Below are 19,695 nucleotides of genomic sequence, written 5' to 3'. Positions count from 1 at the left end.
TTCAGCAGCCGCCGGAGGAGGTGGGAACGGCGCCGATGGTGAGGGTGGCCGGGGCTGCGCAGCAGCCGCCACCGTCGTTCTGCTCGGAGGCTTCCGGCTCGTCGAAGAGACCCGCACCGCCGCACACCCCGGTCTCCGGGAGGGTGAGCTCGACGCGCTCGGCGGCTTCCCGGTCGCCTGCGAGGTGGGCGGCGATGGAGCGGACCTGCTCGTAGCCGGTCATGGCGAGGAAGGTGGGTGCGCGGCCGTAGGACTTCATGCCGACGAGGTAGACGTCCTTCTCGGGGTGGGAGAGCTCGTTCACGCCGTGCGGGTAGACGGTGCCGCAGGAGTGCTGGTTGGGGTCGATCAGCGGGGCGAGCGCGGTCGGGGCCTGGAGGCGCTCGTCGAGGCCGAGGCGCAGCTCGCCCAGGAAGGACAGGTCGGGGCGGAAGCCGGTGAGGACGATGACCTCGTCCACCGGGTCGAGACGGCGGCCGTCCTCACCGAGGAGGATCACGCGGCCGTCTTCGGTGCGCTCGACGGTGTCGGTGCGGAATCCGGTGACCGCGTCGGCGTAGCCGCCGTCGACGGCGGCCTTGGCCGCCAGGCCGAGGGCGCCGCGGGCGGGCAGCTGGTCGGCCTCGCCGCCGCCGAAGGTCGAGCCGGAGATCCCGCGGCGCAGGATCCACGTGGCGTGGGTCCCCTGGCCGTCGTCGGACGTGGCGAGATCGGCGAGGTAGGCGAGGGCGGTGAAGGCGGAGGCGCCTGAGCCGACGACCGCGGTGCGCTTGCCCGCGTAGCGGGCGCGGACGGCGGGGTCCTTCAGGTCGGGGACCCGGTAGGTGATGCGGTCGGTGGCTGCCTTCTCGCCGAGGGCGGCGAGTCCGCTGCCGCCGGCTGGGCCGGGGGTGGACCAGGTGCCGGAGGCGTCGATGACGGCGCGGGCGAAGAGGCGGTGCTCCCGGCCGTCGGCGTTCTCGTAGTGGACGACGAAGGGCTGGGTGTCGCGGTCGGCGTCGACGATGCGGTCGCGGCCGGTGCGGGAGACGCCGGTGACGCGAGTTCGGTAGCGGACCTGCTCGCCGAGCACGTCGGCCAGCGGCTGGAGGTAGCGCTCGGCCCAGTCACCCCCGGAGGGACAGGTGTCCTCGGCGGGCGTGGTCCAGCCGGTCGGGGCCAGGAGCTTCTCGGCGGCCGGGTCGACGAGCTCGCCCCAGCGGGAGAACAGCCGCACGTGAGCCCATTCGCGCACCGCGGCCCCGGCGAGCGGGCCGGCTTCCAGGACGAGGGGCGTGATGTCGCGGTCGAGGAGGTGGGCGGCGGCCGCGAGTCCGGCGGGGCCGGCTCCGATGACGACGACGGGCAGCTCGGTGGTGGTCTCGCTCATGGCATGTCTCCGGGTCTTCGTGCGGGTGGCGGATGGGCGGGGCTTCGGGTGGTCAGCAGCAGCCGGCGCCCGTGGCGACGGCTTCGCGCTTGGCCTGCGGGGCGCAGCAGGCTCCGGCTGCTTCCGCGTCCTCGTTGGTGCCGCAGCAGGGTGAGGACTGGGCGGGCGCACCCTCGGCGGCGGGCTGAGCCGGTGTGGTGCCGCAACAGGAGACCGTCGTCGCGGCGCGGTCCGGGCGGGTGGGGGTGATCGGCTCGTTCATGACGACTCCCTCGTGTTTCGAAGTTTGTCTATGGCTTGCGTGATCAGAATGACACTTGTATCGATAGACGTCAACATAGACGTTCATCTAATTCTTGGAGTGGGCGTGGAGCAGATGGATGCCGTCACCGTCATGGGCGCCCAGGCGGGGCGGCCGTAGCGCATGCGCCGGTCCGGGCAGGACAGAAGCCGGCGGCACTGGAGGCATCCGACCGGGCGGCGGGGTCGCGGCCGGCCCGCCGACCGGCCGCCCACCTGACCCGAAGCCGCCCCCTGCCCTCTTAGTTCGATGTATGTCAACATAGACGTATGTCGAATGTGAAGGTTCTGCCGTTGCTGGAGTCCGACGGCGTCGCGGCCTGCTGTCCGCCGCTGAACGAGCGCCCCATGTCGGCCGAGGAGGCCGAAGTCGCGGCGAAGATGTTCAAGGCCCTCGGTGACCCCGTCCGCCTGCGCCTGTTCTCCGCCGTCGCCTCCCACGAGGGCGGGGAGGCGTGCGTGTGCGACATCTCCGACGTCGGCGTCTCCCAGCCGACCGTCTCCCACCACCTCAAGAAGCTCAAAGAGGCCGGGCTGCTGTCCTCCGAGCGCCGCGGGACGTGGGTGTACTACCGGGTCGAGCCGTCCGTGCTCGCCGCCATGGGCGCACTGCTGGCCGGCCCCGCGAAGGCGGCGTGAGCGCGGTGCGGATCGAGACGCTTCTGCCCGAGCACGCCGAACAGGTGCTGGGCATCTACCAGTCGGGGATCGACGAGGGCGACGCGACCTTCGAGACGCAGGCCCCCGACTGGGCCGCGTTCGACAAGGCCAAGCTGCCCGACCACCGCTTCGTCGCCGTCGACGACGGCAGGGTGTCGGGCTGGGTCGCGGCGAGCGCGGTCTCGGACCGGTGCGCGTACGCAGGGGTGGTCGAGCACTCCGTGTACGTCCACCCCGACGCGCGCGGCCGCGGGGTCGCCCGCGCCCTGCTGGACGCACTGATCGCTTCGACCGAGACCGCGGGCATCTGGACCATCCAGTCCGGGATCTTCCCCGAGAACACCGCCAGCCTGGCCCTCCACGCGCGAGCCGGGTTCCGTGTCATCGGCACGCGCGAACGGATCGGTCGCCACCACGGGGTGTGGCGGGACGTGATCCTGCTGGAGCGCCGCAGCCCCGTCCTGACGTAAGCCGGCTTGCTCCGCCGCGGGTTCGTCAGGCAGCGCCGAGGTCTGGGGGGCCGGGCACGGCGGCGCGTTCTGTCGCTCGGAGGTCTCGACGAGTCCTGGGCGGCGGACCGGTGGCATTCCCCGAAGCTACGGTCCGGCGTACCGAACCGAGCCTCGGCGGTCTCCGCCCGACACACACGGCACCCGCGGTGTTCGCCACGGGTGCGGCGATCGGCGTGCTGGGCGGGATGATCGGGCTGGGCGGTGCGGAGTTCCGCCTGCCGCTGCTGATCGGCCTCTTCGGGTTCGCCGCGCTCTCGGCGGTCATCCTGAACAAGGCGATGAGCCTCGTCGTCGTCCTGGTCGCGCTCCCCGCCCGGCTGGCCCCGGTCCCGGCCGTCGAAGTGGCCGCCCGATGGCCCGTCGCGGTCAACCTCCTGGCCGGCAGCCTGCTCGGGGCGTGGGCCGGCGCTTCCTGGGCCGTCCGGATGCGGTCCGCCACCCTCTACAAGGTCCTGTCCGCCCTCATGGTGCTCATGGCGGCCGCTCTGGTCCTCACGCACACCACCACGCTCGGCACGCTCGACCTGTCGCCGTGGGCACGGATTCCCGCGGGTATTGCGGCCGGCTTCGGTATCGGCGTGGTCGCAGCGATCATGGGCGTCGCCGGCGGGGAACTGCTGATCCCGACGATCGTGCTGCTCTTCGGACAGGACATCAAGACCGCCGGCAGCCTCTCCCTGTTGGTGTCCTTGCCGACCATGCTCGTCGCCTTCGCCCGCTACAGCCGCGACGACAGCTTCGCCGTCCTGGGTGCCTGCCTCCGCTTCACCACGATCATGGCCACCGGCTCGACCGCCGGTGCACTACTGGGCGGATCGCTCCTCGGGGTGTTCCCGGACCTGGTCCTGATACCGGCGCTGGCCGTGATCCTTCTCGTCTCCGCCTACAAGCTGGCCCGGCACGAGTGACGTCACCGGGCCTTCGGTTGTTTTCTGCCCGCTGAAGCGGCGCGGGGTCAGGGCAGCAGGTCCCGGATCTGCCGGACCGCTGCCACGCTCCGCCGGGCGCCGACTGGGCGTCGAGGATGACGTGCTCGATGCCCAGGCGGCGCAGGTGGTACCCGGCGGCGAGCCCGGACTGGCCGCCGCCGATCACCACTACGCCGGTGCGTTGCGTCATGCTGCGGACGTCCCGGAGTCGGAGTCGGTCTTGCCGCGCATGAAGATGATCGCCACCAGGGCCAGGCCCACCACGGCGCCGACGAGCTGCACGGCGATGAAGCCGGGCACCGAGGCCGGGGCGATGCCCGCGAAGGTGTCGGTGAAGGCGCGGCCTATGGTGACCGCCGGGTTGGCGAAGGAGGTGGAAGAGGTGAACCAGTACGCGGCGCCGATGTACGAGGCGACGGCAACGGGGGCGAAGCGGAGGCGGTCGGTGCGCGCCAGACCGAAGATCAGCAGGATCAGACCGGCGGTCGCCACGACCTCGCCCAGCAGCAGGTTCCCGGTGGAGCGGTCGTGGGTGGACCACTTCACCAGCGGCTCACCGAACATCGCGTCCGCCAGGACGGCGCCCGCGATGGCGCCGACGATCTGGGAGGGCACGTAAACGGCGAACTCGCGGGCGTTCACCCCGGCGCCGCCGCGGCGGGCGGTCCACCACTCGGCCAGCGTCACGGCGGGGTTGAAGTGGGCGCCGGAGACCGGGCCGAGGAGGACGATCAGGACGCCGAGGCCGAAAACGGTTGCGGTGGAGTTGGCCAGCAGCTGCAGCGCGACGTCGTCGGTGAGCTCGGTGGCCTGGATGCCGGAGCCGACCACGATCGCGACCAGGGCGGCGGTGCCGACCAGCTCGGCGACCGCGCGGGCGATCAGCGGGGTACGGGGCGGCGTCGCGCCGGGCGCAGGCTGCGGCGCCTTGTCGGCGGCCGGGGCGTCGCCCGCTGCGGACTCGGTGGCGGTCAAGGCAGGTTCTCCTCGGGCAGGTGAGGCAGGGCGGACAAGGCCGCGAGGGCTTATGGGCAGGACCGCTTGAGGTTCGCTTCGGCGGTGGCCCGCGCGGTCCGGGCGAGGTCGGCGAACTGACCGGCGAGGGCTTCGATGACCTCCGGGCGCAGACGGTAGTAGGTGTACCTCCCGCAGGGCTCCGTCTCCACGACCCCCGCCTCCCGCAGCACCTTCATGTGGTTGGAGAGGTTCGTCTGCTTCGCGCCCGTCTCCTCCACCAGGTGGGTGGTACAGAGCGTCTCGCGGGCGAGCAGGGTCACGATCTTGAGCCTGAGCGGGTCGGCCAGAACCCGGATCAGATCAGTGTCGACTGACGTCATCATGGACTGATATTGTCACATCAGCTGAGGCTGACACCAGCCTGCACTGATCATATCGGCTCCTTGAACGGGATGGCCATGCCCACGCCTTCCTCGCCTGCCCTGCCGGACGAACGCCTGGCCGTCGGCGCTGCCCGTCTCGCCACCCGGCGTACCGGCCACTTCACGCCGGAAACCGCATGGGGCCTGCTCGCCGGCTCCTGCGCGCGTCCCGCCGAGCACGCACGAAGCCGCACCGGAGCCGCACATCGCCCAGGCCCTCACCGAGACCGGAGTGGACCTGGCCGACGCCCACCCCGAGCCACCGACCGAAGAGGTCCCCCAGCTCGCAGATGTCGTGATCACGACGGCCTGCGGTGACGCCTGCCCCCTCATGCCCGGCCGCCGCCACCTCGGCCGGCCCGTCACCGACCCCGACGGGGCGCCGATCGCCGTCGTACGCGAAATCCGCGACGCCATCGACGCCCACACCGAGCAGGAAGTAGCAATCGGGGCCGGACTCCACTGAGCTGCTCACCCGGCTCGCCCCCCAGCCCCGCAGATCCCCACCGCAGTCGCCTCACCTCAAGGAAGAACAGATGTCCTCCACTCCCGCCGCCTCCGTCCTGTTCGTCTGCATCCACAACGCGGGCCGCTCCCAGATGGCGGCCGGGTTCCTGCGGCACCTCGCGGGCGACCGCGTCGAGGTCCGCTCCGCCGGCTCCATGCCCGGTGAGCAGATCAACCCCTCCGCCGTGGCCGCCATGGCCGAGCTGGGCATCGACATCTCCGACCAGAAGCCGAAGGTCCTCACGCCCGAGGCCGCCCAGGCGTCCGACTACATCATCACCATGGGCTGCGGCGACGCCTGCCCGTACTTCCCGGGCAAGACCTACCTGGACTGGCAGCTAGAAGACCCGGCCGGCCAGGGCGTCGAGGCCGTCCGCCCCATCCGCGACGAGATCAAGTCCCTCATCGAGGGCCTGATCGCCGAGATCGACGCCAAGTCGAAGGCCTCAGGCACCTGAGGCGCCCGAGGCGACCCCAACGACACCGTCCGCGACGTCATCGTCATCGGCTCCGGCCCCGCACGCCGGTACCGGCATCGTCCTCGGCGTCCCTGCCGCGCCGGCGACGCCGGCGCCCGAGGCGCCCTGAACCGCCTGCACGGCAGGTGATCGGCGACGTCTGCGGATGGTTCGTCAACGAGGTCGACGGCGGCGTCTGCACAGCTCCAGGCCCTACGCAGCGCCGGGGACGACGTGCTCCGGCTCGTGGCGGAACGCATGAGCGGCTGCGGTCTGCGCAACGGCGAGGCGCCGCAGTCAACGTCAGTGTTCGGGGGTGTCCATGACCGGTGCCTACCCCGCCGCGCCCCCGGCCCGCCGCCCCGTGCGCGCCCCGTGAAGCGTTTGGCGGAGATTTGGGGAAACGATGGCGGCCCTCGCCAGGATGGACACGTCCGCATCACCCACTGATGTGAAGGAGATTCCCATGAAGAAGATCCAGGTCCGCAAGGCCGGTCCGGTCCGTCTGACCTCCTCGGCGTGCGACGTCTACACCAACCCCAGCTGATCCTGGCTCAGTTGAGCCCCGGCACCTGATCGGCCGGGGCCCGGCGCCGTCGTGCCCCGGACCGCCCGAGGCGACTCGGGCCGTCCGTCGGCACGACGGCGCCTCCCGGGCGGCGGGCCCCGCCCGCAGCCGGTCCGGACCGCAAGCCGAGGGAGGCCCCATGCCGGAGCACGGCATCCGCAGTGAGGCAGACACGCCCCTGCCGTTCCACCCGCTGGTCTACCTGGAGGACGGCGAAGAGGTCACCATCGGGCGGCCCGACACGGACTCCTACGGGATCTTCCCGGTCGACGGCGCCCTCCTCGTGCGCCGCCTCGAGGCCGGCGCCACCCCGTCGCAGGCCGCCCACTGGTACTCCGCCGAGTACGGCGAACAGGTCGACATCGACGACATCATCGGCGCCCTGCGCGAACTCGGCTTCGTCCGCGAGGAGGGCGAGGAGCCCGCGCCGACGGGCCCGGTGCGCTGGCAGCGGCTCGGCCGCGCCCTGTTCTCCCCGCCCGCCTGGATCTGCTACGGGCTGATCACCGCCTGGGCGCTCTGGCGCACGATCCGCTCCCCGGACCTCGTACCGGCCGCGGAAGACATGCTGTTCAGCGAGTACTACGCCGTCATCAGCCTGGTCATGCTGGTCGCCGCCGTACCTCTGATCGCCCTCCACGAGGCCTTCCACGCCTTGGCCGCCCGGCGTCTGGGCATCGGCTCCAAGACCAGGCTGTCGCACCGCTTCTACTTCCTCGTGGTCGAAACGGCCCTGGACGGGCTCGTCGCCGTGGAACGCCGCAAGCGCTACCTGCCGATCGTCGCCGGGATGGTCGTCGACGTCGTCCTCGTCTCCCTCCTCATCACCGTCGCCGACGCCGCCCGCGGCCCCGGCGGTGCCGAAACCACCGCCAGCCGCGTCTGCCTCGCGGTGGCCTTCGCCGCCGTGCTGCGGGTGCTGTGGCAGTTCTTCCTCTACCTGCGCACCGACGTGTACGTGCTGATCACCACCATGCTCGGCTGCGTGGACCTGCACACCACGTCCGTACGCCTGCTGCGCAACCGCTTCCTGCGGCTGCGCGGGCGCACCGAGGGGCTGGCGGACGAATCCCTGTGGCACCCCGTCGACCGCCGGGCCGCCCGCTGGTACTCCTGGCTGATCGTGGCCGGCTACACCTTCAGCCTCAGCACCTTCCTGCTGGCCCTCGCCCCCGTCTTCGTGAAGATGGTCTCCGGAGCCGTCAGCCGCTTCGGCGGCGAGGGCTCCAGCTGGGTCGAGCTGCTGGACTCCTCGGCCTTCCTCATCATGGCCTTCTGGCAGACCGCCCTCACGATCTGGATCGCCGCCCGGGAGCGCCTGCGCGCCCGCACCTCCCGCACCCAACACGTCATCGGCTGACGGACGCCCCCCGTCGGCTCGGCCCCCCACCTCGACGAGCCACGCCCGCCCGGGCGTTCGCTTCGCGTCGGTGACCACCCGCTTCGCCAGGACTCCGGCCGCGATCCTCGACCGGTCCGCCTGCCACGCCGCCTTCCGGGCGGCCAGCGCGCGTCGTTGTAGACCACCCGTGTGCAGCCGAACGTACGGGCCAGCGCGATGCGCTGCCCCGCTGACCCGGCGTGGGATCGATCCGGAACGAGTACCGCACATGCGCACAGGCAGGCTACCGGCCGCCACTGACAACGCCGCTCCGCCCAGCAGGCGAACCGGCTCCCCCTGTCCCGCAACGCGGGAGCTCCGTATCCTCCCCGGCCAGATGGCCGCGGTATCCACGAAGGAGTCCTGATGACCGGCCACTACTGGATCGCGGCGCCCCTGCGCCGCGAACGCGACCGTCTGCGGGCCGGACTCGGCCTGCCCGCCCCCCTGGCCGTGGTCGACGCGCACCGGCGGCTGCGCGGCCCCTACTCCGCGGCGGGCGCCCTGCTGCGCCAGGTCGCCCCCGAGGCGCTGCGCCGCATGCCCGAACTGGCCGCCCGCCACTACATCGAGCTCCAGGAGAGCACCCCGGAACTGGCGCCCCTCGTACCGCAGAGGATCCGAGCCCTGGAGAAGATGGCCAATGCCCCCGGCGAGGCCAGCCGCTACCCGGCCCGGCTGCACTCGCTGCGCGTCTCGCACGGGATCGTGGACTTCCTGCTCGCGGCCCTCCCCGGAGCCGGGGACGGCCCGCGCACCCTCGTCGTGGAGAACGTGCAGCACGCCGACGTCACCGACCACGAGTTCCTCGCCGCCGCCCTGCGCCGGATCCCCGCCGAGCTCCTGACCCTGGTCGTCGCCACCGACACCGCGGAGCTCGAAGATCCGCCGGGCATGGTCTCCGTGTCCCTGCCCACGGAACTCGCCGTGCGCACCACCCGCGTCCACCACCCCGGGGCCCCCGCGGGCGCCGAGCCCGACGGGCCGGCCCCCGACGGCGCCGGGTCCGGCAGCCTGGCCGAGGCCGCCGCCCGGTACGTGGCCGGCGACTGCATCAGCGACGAGCCCGCACTGCGCGCCGCGTACGAGGCACTCACCGGCCCCGAGCGCGCTGCCCTGCACGACCGCCGGGCCGAGGAGGTCGCCGCCCGCGCCGAGGAGGAGCCCTCGCTCCGGCTGGGCACCCTTCCCTACCACCTGCTGCGCGGCAGCGACGGCGACGGCGCCGGACTCGACGCCCTGCGCTGGGCCCAGCTCCGCTGCAAGTACCTGGGCCTCTATCACGCGGCGGCCGAAATGGGCGAGGAGGGCCGCCACCGTACGGGCCCCGACGTCCGGCCCGACCTGTGGTGGCCTTTCACCCGCGAGACGGGCGTGTGCCTGGCCGCCGCCGGACGGCCGGAGGAGTCCGCCGCCGTCCAGGAGGAGGCGCGCTCGCAGACCACCATGCCCAAGCACCACATGAGCCTCGCCTACGAGACGGGCATGCTGTACGCCCGCCACTTCCCGCCGGAGCTGCGCGACGAGCGCAGGGCCCGCGCGTACGTCAACCAGGCCATCGCGATCTCGGACCTGCTGCCGGACCTGAAGGAACGCGCCTTCTTCTCCGTGTTCAACCGCAACGGCCTCGCCCTGGTCGAGGTCCGCGCCGGCCGCCCCGACGAGGCCCTGCGGCTGCTGGACGAGGGCATCGAGCGGCTCGACCGAGAGCTCGGCATCGGCGAGCGGACCTGGCACCGCGTCGGCCTGCGCTACAACCGCGCCCAGGTCAACGGCATGAGCGGCCGGCTGGAGGACGCCCTGGAGGACTACGCCTCCATCATGGACCTGGACCACGACTTCGCCGACCACTACTTCAACCGCGGAAGCATGCTCCGCCGGCTCGGCCGCATCGAGGAGGCCATCGCCGACTACGAGCGGGCCATCACCCTGGAATCGCCCTTCCCCGAGGTGCACTACAACCGCGGCGAGGCCCGGCTCGAACTCGGCGACCTCGACGGCGCGCTGGCCGACTTCGACCGGGCCCTCGAACTGGAGCCGGACAACCTGGAGGCCCTCCTGGCCCGCGCGGGCCTGCTGGCCGACCAGGGCGAGGCCAAGGCGGCCCTGGCCGATGTCGAGGCCGGACTGCTGGTCGATGCCGAGCACCCCCATCTGCTCTGCCTCCAGGGCCGGTTGTGGGGGGAGGAGGGCCGTACGGCCGAGGCCCGCGACTCCCTCGACGCGGCCCTGCGCCACGATCCGGAGCTGGCGGAGGCCTGGGCGATCAAGGGCGAACTCGCCTATGTGGAAGGCGAGCTGACCGCCGCACTGGCCGATTTCAACCGGGCGGTGGAGCTGGAGGCCCGGCCCGAGTTCCGGTTCAACCGGGGCGTGGTCCACGAGGCGGCGGGCAGCCTGGTCCAGGCGGTGGCCGACTTCGAGGCGGTCCTCGCCGTCACCGACGACGAAGAGGCCCGCAGCCGCCGGGACACCTGCCTGCGCGCGGCCGAGCGGGCGCACCCGTAGGGGCCGGGATGGACCTCCGTCAGCAGGGGAAGCAGCAGGAGCGCCAGCGGGAGGTGCAGCGGGAGCGCGGGACCGGCGGGGCCGTGTCCGGGGCCGCGTTCACCGAGGCCATGTCGCGGCTGGTCTCGGGGGTGGCGGTGGTCTCCGCCCGGCGGGGCGACGGCCGGCCCTCGGGGCTGCTCGTCTCCTCCGTCTGCTCGTACAGCGCGGACCCGCCGTCGGTGCTCGTCGCGCTGGCGCGCGCCTCCCGGACCTGCCGGGAGATCACGGCGGGGCCGGACGCGTACTTCGGCGTCCACCTGCTGGCCCGCAGCCACACGGCGCTGGCGAGGACCTTCGCGGGCAGCTCCGGGGACAAGTTCGCCGACGTGCTCTGGGACTGGGACGGGACGGTGCCGCGGCTGGCGGGCGTCCCGGTGTACGCGAAGTGCCGTGCGGGGGCGGTGCTCCCGCACGGCGACCACGTGATCGTGGTGGGCGAGGTGGTCGGCTGCGCGGTGGCGGAGGACGACCCCCTCGTGTACTTCCGGCGGCGGCTCGACTGGAGCCTCGGGGGCTGAGCGGGGTAGGCGGGTCAGCAGGGTGAGTACGCCGGTACGCCGAGCGCGCGTACCGGCGTACTGCTGTCTGCGCGAGCTGGTGTACGGCTGCCTGCGGGTACGGTCGTGCGAACCCGCAGCCGTACGTACCCGTGGCCCTGCGGATGCGCGGCCGTGCGGCCCTCAGCCGCCGAGCGCCGCGGGGTGGAGTGCACCCGCCGGGCGGCAGCCGTCGTGCCGGGTGTTGTCGGGCCGGGCCCCGCTGAGCAGGGCCTGCTGGGCCGCGCGCAGGCCCGGTCCCGGTTCGATTCCGGTGTCCTCCACCACGGCGCGCCGGGCCCGGGTGTAGGCGTGCAGGGCCTCGGCGCGGCGGCCCGCGGCGGCCAGGGCGAGCATCAGCTGCTCGTGGAAGTCCTCGCGCAGCGGGTGGCGCGCGCACAGCTCCTCCAGCTCACCGACAACCTCGCGGGCCCAGCCGCTGCAGATGTCGGCGCCGATCCGGTCGTGGACGAGGGCGAGCCGCTCCTCTTCGAGCCGGACGGTGTAGTGCGCGGGCAGGCAGGCCGGTCCGAGGTCCCCGAAGGGGGTGCCCCGCCAGAGGGCCAGGGCCCGGCGAAACGATTCTGCCGCCGTGGTGCAGTGGCCCGCGGCCCGCAGTTCCCGGCCGCGCGCGGCCAGCGTGCGGAACCGGTCGAGGTCCAGCTCCCCCGGCTGTACGCGCAGCAGGTAGCCGTTGCCGGAGGTGAGCAGCAGCGGGTGCCTGCGGGGGTCGCCGCCCCCGCGGCTGTGCTCGGGGGCGAGCACACGCCGCAGCCCGGACACGTACATCTGCACGGTCGCCACGGCCGAGCGCGGCGGCCGGTCGTCCCACAACTCGCCGATCAGGGTACAGATCGGGAAGCGGCGGTTGGCGTGCAGCAGCAGCAGCGTGAGCAGGGCGCGCCGCTTCAGGGAGCTGGGCGTGCACGGCACCCCGCCCCGGCGGACCTCCAGGGGCCCCAGGATCCGGTACGTCGGCCCGTCGGCCGGCCCGCCCCCGCCGGTCGGGTCTGGGGCGGGCCCGGGACAACCGGGTAAGTCGGGGTCCGCCGGAGGACCGTGGACGGGATCTGACGAGGATCTTTCGGTTCTGGCCAGCACTGGTCTGCCACCCCCGCGCTACCGGCGCCCTCGGGCGCACTGTCCTGTCGGCACGCGGTGGGGCTCACCGGCGCTCACGACAATGGATACGGGATCACGCGAGAGGGTGTCAGGGGCGCGAACTGGCCAACTTCCAATCAAGATAGATGAGTTGTGAACCAGCAGCCGTCCTCAGCCGTATGCCCGCCGCATCTCGGCCAATAATCGGGGCGCCCGGCCCGGCTCGGATCCTCTCCTTGGCAGGGGCCCGCCGCAGGGTTAGCGTGCCTCGATCTCCTCCCGACACGCACGTTCTTCCCGATCGTCGACCGCCGACCACGGCCCTGCCGACCGGTCCGTTCGACCTGCCGCGAGAGGGCACCCCAGCCATGTCCGCACGTCGTACCGCCGCGGCGACCGCCACCCTGGCCGCCGCCGCACTCGTCTCCCCGCTGCTCCTCGCCGGCCCCGCCGCCGCGGGCGCCGAAGACCCGGGCCGGGCCGCCGCCGCCCGCGGCGCGGCCCTGGCGGCGCAACTCGTCCGGGAGTCCACGGCCAAGGACGCCCTCCGGCACCTGCGGGCGTTCCAGTCGGCCGCGGACTACAACGGCGGCAACAGGGTCGCGAGTTCGAAGGGCCACGAGGCCTCGGCCGCGTACGTGGAGGGGGTGCTGCGCAACGCCGGCTACCGGACCTCCCGCCAGGAGTTCGGCTTCGTCTACACCGAGGACCTCGCCGAATCCCTCACCGTCGACTCGCCCACCCCGCGCGAGGTCACCGTCCAGCTCATGGCGTTCACCGCCCGCAGCCCCGAGGGCGGGGTCACCGGGGAGCTGGCCGTGGTCCCCGTCGACGCCGACAACACCCACGGCTGCGAGCCGGGCGACTTCGCGGCGGGCGCGTTCACCGGCAGGATCGCCCTGGTCAAGCGTGGCGGCTGCTCCTTCGCCGTCAAGCAGGGCAATGCCCACGCGGCGGGCGCGCTCGGCGCGATCATCTACAACAACACCTCCGGCAAGATCAACGGGACCATCGGGGACTCCTCCCTCGCCCGCGTCCCCACCGGCGGGATCAGCCAGGAGGACGGCGCGGCGCTGACCGCGGAGGCCGGCGCCGGGCCGGTGACGGTCACCCTCGACATCCACGAACTGCGCGAGAACCGCCGGAGCTTCAACGTGGTCGCGGAGACCCGCGGCGGGGACGCCGCCAACACGGTCCTCCTCGGCTCCTACCTCGACTCGCAGCACGGCACCCCCGGCATCAACGGCAACGGCTCCGGCTCGGCCGGGCTCCTCCAGGTCGCGCTGAAACTCGCCACGTCGCAGGACAAGGTGGGCAACAAGGTGCGGTTCGCCTGGTGGTCGGCGCAGGAGTTCGGCGTCGCGGGCTCGCAGGCGTACCTCTCCGCCCTGACGCCGGAGCAGCGCGCGCAGATCCGGCTCTACCTGAACTTCGAGACGATCGCTTCGCCGAACGGCGCGTTCTTCGTCAGCGACGGGGACGACTCCGACCGCGTCGGCGCGGGCCCCGGCCCGGAGGGCTCCGCCCAGCTCGAGAAGGGCATCACCGACTTCCTCGACGCGAAGGGCGTCCCGCACGAGGGCACCGACTTCGTCGGCCTGTCGGACTACGCGCCCTTCCTCGCGGCAGGCATCCCCTCGGGAGGCACCTTCACCGGCTCCGACGGCCTCAAGACCGAGGCCCAGGCGGCCAGGTTCGGCGGCCAGGCGGGCACCGCGTACGACGTGAACCACCACAAGCCCGGCGACGACCTCGCCAACATCGACATGCGTTCCTTCGACGTCAACATCGACGTCATCGCCGACGCGGCCGGCCGCTACGCGCACGACGTCGGGGCCCTGGGCGGCAACTGACCGCCCGATCGCGGAGGGCACCGCCCCCGCGGTGCCGCCCGCGGCGTCCCGTGGGCCCTGCCGTGCCGCACGGCAGGGCCCAGGAGGGGTGCCATCCGGTGAGGAGGATGGCGGCGTCGCCGCTCAGCCGGCGGTCCTGGTGGGTGAGCACCTCCTGGACCAGGCGGCGCAGGGCCTCGGGGGTGTTGTCCCCGGCCGCCAGCGAGCGGATGACGGCGTCGCCCAGGCGCTGTTCGCCGAAGAGGCCGCCGTCGGGGGAGCGGGCTTCCGTGACCCCATCGCTGGAGAGGAGGACGCGCTCCCCGGACTGTAGCCGGGCGTGGTTCGGCTCGGGCGGGGCGTCGGTGTGGAAGCCGAGGCCGAGCGGCAGCTGCGGGGTGCGCTCGAGGTACTGGTGCAGTACGTGGCCGTCCCTGATCAGCAGCGGCGGTGGTGCCCGCAGGTGACCAGGAGAGCTGCCCGGTGGCGGTGTCGAGCTGGGCGAGGACGGCGGTCATCAGGCGGCCGGGGATCCAGCGGTCCAAGGTCCGCTCGACGGCCGCACCGACGCAGTGAGCCCAGTCCACGCCTTCTTCAGGATCGCCGTAAGGCACCGACAGACCTGGCGAACTGTCACCAAAGTCAGCATTGGGTCAGCATTGGTCCTGGCAAAGCTGACCCCAGCTGGTCATACCTGGGAATCGCCGCAAGCCCGGAGAGGGCCGCTGGGAGCCCCCGTGCCTCGCTCCGCTACCAACGGCCTCCGCACGGGAAGCGGTCTCTCCTCGGCCGATCTCGACTGGTCGACCTGCCCCAGAAAACCGCAGGTCAGCGCACCCGTCCGCGCGCCTTCAGCGGCCCCGGCGGGAGCTGCGGCGCAGGAATCGGAGGGCCGTCGTAGCCCTTCACTTCGCCGTACCTCGTGCCTTCCATCCAGTCCTTGCGGGCTTGCACGATCTCCTCGTTGCTCCGGCCGATCCAGTTCCAGAACATCACGATCTCCTCCTCGAACGGTTCGCCGCCCAGGAGCATCAGGCCCGCGTCCGAGGCTGCGCGCAGGGGGAGTTCCGTGCGGCCGCAGCCCAGGTAGAGCATCGAGCCCGGGAGGACCGGGACGCCGTCGACGTGGGCCTCGCCGGACATGGACAGGACGGCGTACTCGAAGTCCGGGTCGAGCGGGAGCCGGGTCTCGGTGCCCGCCGCCAGGGCCAGGTCGGCGCCCACGATCGGGGTGTACGCGGTGCCGGGCGAGGTCGCCGTGTCCAGGGTGCCCAGGATGACCGTCGCCGTCAGGCCCGGGGCCGTCACCGTCGGCAGGTCGGCGTGGTGCTGGAAGTGCGGTTCCACGTTCCGGTGGGCGTCCGGCAGGGCCACCCACAGCTGGGCGCCGTGCAGGAAGCGCGCGTGCGGGCGCGGGCTCTCCTCGGAGTGGCTGATGCCCCGGCCGGAGGTCATCAGGCCCAGCTCGCGCGGACGGATCGTCTCCAGGCTGCCGACACTGTCGCGGTGCAGCACCTCGCCCTCGTGGAGCCAGCTCACCGTCTGGAGTCCGGAGTGGGGGTGCGGTGCGACCTGCATGCCGGGCTCGTCGGCGATGTCGTCCGGACCGTAGTGGTCCACGAAGCACCAGGCGCCCACCATGCGGCGGCCCAGGTTCGGCAGGAGTCGGCGTACCTCGGTGGACTCCCCCAGCGTGACCGTGCGCGGGCTGAGGAGCTCGCGCACCGGTTCGGCCACGACGAATCCGCGGCCGCCGCAGGCGGAGAGAGCGGGCTGGCGATCGAGATTGCTCATGCGCACAACCTAGCCCCGCAGGGGCGGCCGTGTTGAGTGGAATGTTCCACCCGCCGAGCGTGTTGGAGCCGGCGGAGGGACCACCTGAACGGCGGAAGGGGCACGATGAAGGCGCCGACGGAGTACTACGAGCACGGGACGGCCGCCGAGCGCTGGGCGCGTGCCCGGCTCTTCTTCGAGGCGCGGGAGTACGCGACGGCCGCCCGGATCCTGGAACCGCTGGCGGGCGAGGTCCCCGAGCAGCTGGCTCCGCGGCTGCTGCTGGCCCGCTCCTACTACCACTCCGCGCAGCTCTCCCGCGCCGAGCGCGAGCTGCGCGCCGTGCTGGAGCGCTGGCCGGTGGAGGACTACGCCCGGCTGATGCTCGGCCGCACCCTGGAGCGCCTGGGGCGGTCCGACGAGGCCCGCCCCCATCTGCGGATGGCCGCCGCGATGGCGGGCGAGTTCCCCGAGTAGCCGCGCGCGTGCGGGGCCGGGCGGCCGCCTCGGTTAGCCTGGGGGCACGATGAACCGTCTGACCACGCCTTTCGGCTCCTACGAGCTCACCCGCTTCCCCGAGGACCCGCGCGACCGGCTCCGCGCCTGGGACGCCGCCGACGAGTACCTGCTGCGCCACCTCGACTCCGGTACGGGGGAACGCGGTCCGGTGGACCTGGCCGGCGCCGGGCAGATCACCATCCTCGGCGACCGCTGGGGTGCGCTGACGACGGCACTGGCCGCCTACCACCCGACGCAGATCACCGATTCCTACCTCTCCCGGGCCAGTACCGCGGCGAACCTGGACCGGGCCGGGATCGGTACGGCCAAGTCGACGGTGCGGCTCCTGACCACGCAGGATCCGCCGCCCGAGCGGATCGACGTCCTCCTCGTACGGGTGCCCAAGAGCCTGGCGCTGCTGGAGGACCAGCTGTACCGGCTGGCCCCGCACGTGCACGCGGGAACCGTCGTCGTCGGCACGGGCATGGTCAAGGAGATCCACACCTCCACGCTGAACCTCTTCGAGAAGATCCTCGGGCCGACCAGGACCTCGCTCGCCGAGCGGAAGGCCCGGCTGATCTTCTGCACGCCCGGCGCCACCGCGGCACGGAGCGAGGGCGAGGACCCGTGGCCGGTGACGTACAAGCTGGACCAGGAGGCGGGCTCGGGCGCCGGGCTGACCGCCGTCAACCACGCCGGGATCTTCTGCGCGGACCGGCTCGACGTCGGTACGCGCTTCTTCCTGCAGAGCATCCCGACCAATACGAACGGCGCCCGGGTCGTGGACCTGGGGTGCGGCAACGGCATCGTCGGCACCGCCGTCGCCGTCGCGGACCCGCGCGCGGAGGTCGTGTTCACCGACGAGTCGTACCAGGCGGTCGCCTCGGCGAAGGCCACGTTCCGCGCCAACGTGCACCGCGAGCGCGAGCGGGCCGACTTCCTCGTGGGCGACGGCGTCGCGATGCTGGACCCGGGCTCGGTCGACCTGATCCTGTGCAACCCGCCCTTCCACTCCCACCAGGCCACGACGGACGCCACGGCGCTGCGCATGTTCGCCCAGTCCCGCAAGGCGCTGCGGCCCCACGGCGAGCTGTGGGTGGTCGCCAACCGGCACATGGGCTACCACACCCACCTGCGCCGGCTCTTCGGCAACAGCGAAGTCGTCGCGAGCGAACCGAAGTTCGTGGTCCTGCGGGCGGTCAAGCAGGATCGTCCGCGCGGCACGCGCCCCATGTGACCTGCCGGTACGTCCTACACTCTGGCGCGTGAGCAGCCAGGTGGGGGACGGAAGCGGTCAGGTGGAGGACGCGAGCGGTGGCGGTCGCTACCGCCGGGAGGACGTGGCCCGGGCGGCCGGCGTCAAGGTGCGCAACCTGCGCTACTACCAGGAGCGCGGGCTGCTCCCGCCACCGCGCCGGGAGGGCCGGATCGCCTGGTACTCCGACGACCACCTGACCCGGCTACGGCTGATCAGCGACCTGTTGGGCCGCGGCTACACGGTCAACGGCATCGCGGAGCTGCTGAACGCGTGGGAGGAGGGCGGCGGCCTGTCGCAACTTCTCGGCCTGGAGCGAGAGATGACCCGTGACTGGGTGCAGGAGGAGCCGGTGACGCTGACCCGGGCCGAGTTGCGCGAGCTGTTCGGCCCGACCGCGACCGCGGCGGACACCCGGCGGGCCGCGGAGCTCGGCTACGTCACGGTCGACGGGGAGCTGGTCACCTACCCGAGCCGGCGGCTGCTGGAGGCGACGCTGGCGCTGGTGCGGCAGGGGGTGCCGCTGACGGAGATCCTGGACGCCGGGGAGTTCGTACAGGCACAGGCGGCCGCGCTCGCCGACCGGTTCGTCGGACTGTTCCGGCGGCACGTGATCGGCGCGGAGGGACTGGAACTGCTTTCGGCCACCCAGATCCAGCACGTCACGGCGGCGGTGACGGCCCTGCGGCCGGTGGCGGGCGAGGTCGTGGCCACGGAGTTCGCCCGGGCGATGGCCCGGCGGGTCGATGCGGAGGTCGCCGAACTGCTGCGTACGGAGCAGTAGGAGACGGCTCAAAGGGTGCACTCGCACAACCTTGCCAACCACCATTGGCACTCTTACATTCAACTCGTCGGTAACAACGGTGCACAGCCGAACATTAGGGACGATCCCATGACCGGTTCCCCCCACTTATCCGACGATCACAGCGACTCCGGCCGCGTCCGCTGGCGCCGGTTCGCCGTCCTGACCGTCCCCGCCGTCGCGGTGACCGCGGGCCTCGGCATCGCCCTCGCCCAGGGCGCGCTGGCCGCCTCGTTCGCCGTGTCGGGACAGCAGTTCAAGGTGTCGGCGAGCAGCCTGGAGGGCGAGGGCTTCGCCCAGTACGGCGGCGTCGACGTCAACGCCCGCGAGGAGCTCATCCCGGTGGCCGTCACCGCCATCCGGGAGGCGAAACTCAGCAACCTCTGCCAGTCCGTGGTCACCACACTGCCGGTGATCGGGGACATCTCGCTCAACCTCACCGCGGGCAAGAAGACCCCGGTGGAGGCGAGCAACCTCTTCGTCGACGCGACCCAGCTCGCCGGCGACGCCGTGTTCAGCAACATCGAGATCGGGCGCGACGCCTCCACCCTCGACAAGGGGCCGGCCGACGCGCAGGGCATGCAGGACCTCTTCGCCCAGCAGGCCGACACGGTCCGCATCACCGGTCTCCAGCAGACGGCGTGGGCGACGAACGCCGGCACCTTCAAGCTCTCCGGCCTCAGCATGAACGTCAGCAAGGGCAAGAAGGAATGCTTCTGAAGCGCCGTCAGCGGTGGCGTCGGTGGCGGCGCAGCAGGCCCTTCTGGGGCGGGCTGTTCGCGATCCTGGCCGGGGCGTGGATCTGCGTCCTCCCGCTGGCGCCGTTGAAGATCATGCTCCAGCAGGGGGTGGCGGGGATCCCGTCCGTCCTGATGGGCATCGTGATGGTCGTCCTCGGTCTCACCGCCTGGTTCTCGCCGCCCCAGCGCGGCCTCGCGGGTGTCCTCACCACCGTGATCGCCACGGCCGCGCTGGTCCTGTCGAACCTGGGCGGGTTCCTGATCGGCACCCTCCTCGGCATCCTCGGCGGCGGCCTGATGTTCGCCTGGCAGCCGCACGCCGCCCGGCGCACCGGGGGCGTGGGCGCAGCCGGCGCCACGGGCGGGGCCCACGCCGCGGGCAGGGCCGACGCCGCGGGCAGGGCCGGAGACGCGGGCAGGGCCGGAGACGGGACGGAACCCGCCCCTTCCCCCGCGCCTTCCCCCGGCCCCGCTCCCGCCCTCACCCCGGTCACCGCTCCGGCCCCGCCCCGGACCCCGGTCACCGCTCCGGCCCCGCCCCGGAG

Annotated in this window: 21 protein-coding genes and 2 pseudogenes; 14 read left to right on the top strand and 9 right to left on the bottom strand. The window is 72.6% G+C overall.

Annotated elements, in window-relative coordinates; translation table 11 throughout:
* Position 1: 1 nt before the first annotated feature.
* Complete coding sequence (locus IH80_RS0120885) at positions 2-1,369, bottom strand: NAD(P)-binding domain-containing protein (protein ID WP_030962406.1); 1,368 nt, start codon at positions 1,367-1,369, stop codon at positions 2-4.
* 52 nt (positions 1,370-1,421) lie between these two features.
* Complete coding sequence (locus IH80_RS39535) at positions 1,422-1,631, bottom strand: hypothetical protein (protein ID WP_037880641.1); 210 nt, start codon at positions 1,629-1,631, stop codon at positions 1,422-1,424.
* 308 nt (positions 1,632-1,939) lie between these two features.
* Here IH80_RS39535 and IH80_RS0120875 point away from each other — a divergent pair, with 308 nt between their 5' ends.
* The 3 genes from IH80_RS0120875 (at position 1,940) to IH80_RS0120865 (ending at position 3,749) form a co-directional block, all read left to right on the top strand.
* Positions 1,940-2,308, top strand: coding sequence for an ArsR/SmtB family transcription factor (locus IH80_RS0120875; protein WP_030962405.1), 369 nt, complete (start codon positions 1,940-1,942; stop codon positions 2,306-2,308).
* Complete coding sequence (locus tag IH80_RS0120870) at positions 2,305-2,799, top strand: GNAT family N-acetyltransferase (protein WP_030962404.1); 495 nt, start codon at positions 2,305-2,307, stop codon at positions 2,797-2,799. Before IH80_RS0120875 ends, IH80_RS0120870 begins: the two co-directional genes overlap by 4 nt.
* Positions 2,800-2,909: 110 nt before the next feature.
* Complete coding sequence (locus IH80_RS0120865; protein ID WP_030962403.1) at positions 2,910-3,749, top strand: sulfite exporter TauE/SafE family protein; 840 nt, start codon at positions 2,910-2,912, stop codon at positions 3,747-3,749.
* Positions 3,750-3,813: 64 nt separating this feature from the next.
* Here the strand turns inward: IH80_RS0120865 and IH80_RS47395 are convergent.
* From IH80_RS47395 to IH80_RS0120855, 3 genes and pseudogenes are all read right to left on the bottom strand, one after another.
* Positions 3,814-3,960, bottom strand: a pseudogene (locus IH80_RS47395) (FAD-dependent oxidoreductase); the annotation flags it as partial.
* Positions 3,957-4,745 carry an aquaporin gene (locus tag IH80_RS0120860; RefSeq protein WP_030962402.1) on the bottom strand — a complete coding sequence of 263 codons (789 nt, stop codon included), beginning with the start codon at positions 4,743-4,745 and terminating at the stop codon, positions 3,957-3,959. The pseudogene IH80_RS47395 and the gene IH80_RS0120860, both read right to left, overlap by 4 nt.
* 50 nt (positions 4,746-4,795) lie before the next feature.
* Positions 4,796-5,110, bottom strand: coding sequence for an ArsR/SmtB family transcription factor (locus tag IH80_RS0120855; protein ID WP_030962400.1), 315 nt, complete (start codon positions 5,108-5,110; stop codon positions 4,796-4,798).
* A 271-nt stretch (positions 5,111-5,381) separates the two neighbouring features.
* Here IH80_RS0120855 and IH80_RS46130 point away from each other — a divergent pair, with 271 nt between their 5' ends.
* The 3 genes from IH80_RS46130 to IH80_RS46125 all read left to right on the top strand — a co-directional run bounded on the left by IH80_RS46130 (position 5,382) and on the right by IH80_RS46125 (position 8,042).
* On the top strand, positions 5,382-5,615 hold the full coding sequence (locus IH80_RS46130) for a hypothetical protein (protein WP_051809657.1): 234 nt from the start codon (positions 5,382-5,384) through the stop codon (positions 5,613-5,615).
* A gap of 70 nt (positions 5,616-5,685) precedes the next feature.
* The gene (locus tag IH80_RS0120845; protein ID WP_030962398.1) at positions 5,686-6,114 is read left to right on the top strand and encodes an arsenate reductase ArsC; all 429 of its coding nucleotides are present in this window, start codon (positions 5,686-5,688) and stop codon (positions 6,112-6,114) included.
* Between the two features lie 707 nt (positions 6,115-6,821).
* Positions 6,822-8,042, top strand: a complete 1,221-nt coding sequence (locus tag IH80_RS46125; RefSeq protein WP_037880638.1) for a hypothetical protein — start codon at positions 6,822-6,824, stop codon at positions 8,040-8,042.
* 152 nt (positions 8,043-8,194) lie between these two features.
* Here IH80_RS46125 and IH80_RS47390 read toward each other — a convergent pair.
* Positions 8,195-8,371: pseudogene (locus tag IH80_RS47390) on the bottom strand (helix-turn-helix domain-containing protein); the annotation flags it as partial.
* A gap of 58 nt (positions 8,372-8,429) precedes the next feature.
* On the opposite strand from IH80_RS47390, the gene IH80_RS0120830 reads away from it, so the two are divergent.
* Positions 8,430-10,571: a tetratricopeptide repeat protein gene (locus IH80_RS0120830; RefSeq protein WP_030962394.1), complete on the top strand. Its 2,142-nt coding sequence runs from the start codon at positions 8,430-8,432 to the stop codon at positions 10,569-10,571.
* 8 nt (positions 10,572-10,579) lie between these two features.
* Complete coding sequence (locus tag IH80_RS0120825; RefSeq protein WP_051809656.1) at positions 10,580-11,131, top strand: flavin reductase family protein; 552 nt, start codon at positions 10,580-10,582, stop codon at positions 11,129-11,131.
* A 162-nt stretch (positions 11,132-11,293) separates the two neighbouring features.
* Here IH80_RS0120825 and IH80_RS0120820 read toward each other — a convergent pair whose 3' ends face one another.
* Complete coding sequence (locus IH80_RS0120820; protein WP_051809654.1) at positions 11,294-12,082, bottom strand: AfsR/SARP family transcriptional regulator; 789 nt, start codon at positions 12,080-12,082, stop codon at positions 11,294-11,296.
* Positions 12,083-12,618: 536 nt separating this feature from the next.
* Here IH80_RS0120820 and IH80_RS0120810 point away from each other — a divergent pair.
* Positions 12,619-14,103, top strand: a complete 1,485-nt coding sequence (locus IH80_RS0120810; protein ID WP_051809652.1) for a M28 family peptidase — start codon at positions 12,619-12,621, stop codon at positions 14,101-14,103.
* Here the strand turns inward: IH80_RS0120810 and IH80_RS43915 are convergent.
* A complete protein-coding gene (locus IH80_RS43915) occupies positions 14,045-14,503 on the bottom strand; it encodes a SpoIIE family protein phosphatase (protein ID WP_234432327.1) in 459 nt (152 codons plus the stop codon). The two genes, IH80_RS0120810 and IH80_RS43915, sit on opposite strands and share 59 nt — an antisense overlap.
* 407 nt (positions 14,504-14,910) lie before the next feature.
* Positions 14,911-15,876 (bottom strand): pirin family protein, encoded by a 966-nt coding sequence (locus tag IH80_RS0120800; RefSeq protein WP_030962388.1) that lies wholly within the window; start codon positions 15,874-15,876, stop codon positions 14,911-14,913.
* A gap of 105 nt (positions 15,877-15,981) precedes the next feature.
* Between IH80_RS0120800 and IH80_RS0120795 the strand changes: the two genes are divergently transcribed.
* From IH80_RS0120795 to IH80_RS46895, 5 genes are all read left to right on the top strand, one after another.
* Positions 15,982-16,332 carry a tetratricopeptide repeat protein gene (locus IH80_RS0120795; RefSeq protein WP_030962386.1) on the top strand — a complete coding sequence of 117 codons (351 nt, stop codon included), beginning with the start codon at positions 15,982-15,984 and terminating at the stop codon, positions 16,330-16,332.
* Between the two features lie 58 nt (positions 16,333-16,390).
* Entirely contained in the window at positions 16,391-17,590 is a 1,200-nt protein-coding gene (locus tag IH80_RS0120790) for a methyltransferase (protein ID WP_030962384.1), read from the top strand.
* 28 nt (positions 17,591-17,618) lie between these two features.
* Positions 17,619-18,392 carry a MerR family transcriptional regulator gene (locus tag IH80_RS0120785; RefSeq protein WP_234432324.1) on the top strand — a complete coding sequence of 258 codons (774 nt, stop codon included), beginning with the start codon at positions 17,619-17,621 and terminating at the stop codon, positions 18,390-18,392.
* Between the two features lie 108 nt (positions 18,393-18,500).
* Positions 18,501-19,130, top strand: a complete 630-nt coding sequence (locus IH80_RS0120780; protein ID WP_051809650.1) for a DUF6230 family protein — start codon at positions 18,501-18,503, stop codon at positions 19,128-19,130.
* Positions 19,121-19,695, top strand: a 575-nt coding sequence (locus IH80_RS46895; RefSeq protein ID WP_267883522.1) for a DUF6114 domain-containing protein, incomplete at its 3' end; no start/stop codon positions are given. The genes IH80_RS0120780 and IH80_RS46895, both read left to right, overlap by 10 nt.

Origin of the sequence: Streptomyces sp. NRRL S-378 (assembly GCF_000720645.1) — a bacterium.
Classification (GTDB): Bacteria; Actinomycetota; Actinomycetes; order Streptomycetales; family Streptomycetaceae; genus Streptomyces.
This window is presented reverse-complemented; position numbering and strand designations above follow the sequence as displayed.

Coding starts and splice junctions, on each gene's coding strand:
- IH80_RS0120825 (WP_051809656.1), top strand. CDS start 10,580: ATGGACCTCCGTCAGCAGGGGAAGCAGCAGGAGCGCCAGCGGGAGGTG.
- IH80_RS0120810 (WP_051809652.1), top strand. CDS start 12,619: ATGTCCGCACGTCGTACCGCCGCGGCGACCGCCACCCTGGCCGCCGCC.
- IH80_RS0120780 (WP_051809650.1), top strand. CDS start 18,501: ATGACCGGTTCCCCCCACTTATCCGACGATCACAGCGACTCCGGCCGC.
- IH80_RS0120800 (WP_030962388.1), bottom strand. CDS start 15,876: ATGAGCAATCTCGATCGCCAGCCCGCTCTCTCCGCCTGCGGCGGCCGC.
- IH80_RS0120855 (WP_030962400.1), bottom strand. CDS start 5,110: ATGATGACGTCAGTCGACACTGATCTGATCCGGGTTCTGGCCGACCCG.
- IH80_RS46125 (WP_037880638.1), top strand. CDS start 6,822: ATGCCGGAGCACGGCATCCGCAGTGAGGCAGACACGCCCCTGCCGTTC.
- IH80_RS0120795 (WP_030962386.1), top strand. CDS start 15,982: ATGAAGGCGCCGACGGAGTACTACGAGCACGGGACGGCCGCCGAGCGC.
- IH80_RS0120830 (WP_030962394.1), top strand. CDS start 8,430: ATGACCGGCCACTACTGGATCGCGGCGCCCCTGCGCCGCGAACGCGAC.
- IH80_RS0120885 (WP_030962406.1), bottom strand. CDS start 1,369: ATGAGCGAGACCACCACCGAGCTGCCCGTCGTCGTCATCGGAGCCGGC.
- IH80_RS0120875 (WP_030962405.1), top strand. CDS start 1,940: ATGTCGAATGTGAAGGTTCTGCCGTTGCTGGAGTCCGACGGCGTCGCG.
- IH80_RS0120845 (WP_030962398.1), top strand. CDS start 5,686: ATGTCCTCCACTCCCGCCGCCTCCGTCCTGTTCGTCTGCATCCACAAC.
- IH80_RS39535 (WP_037880641.1), bottom strand. CDS start 1,631: ATGAACGAGCCGATCACCCCCACCCGCCCGGACCGCGCCGCGACGACG.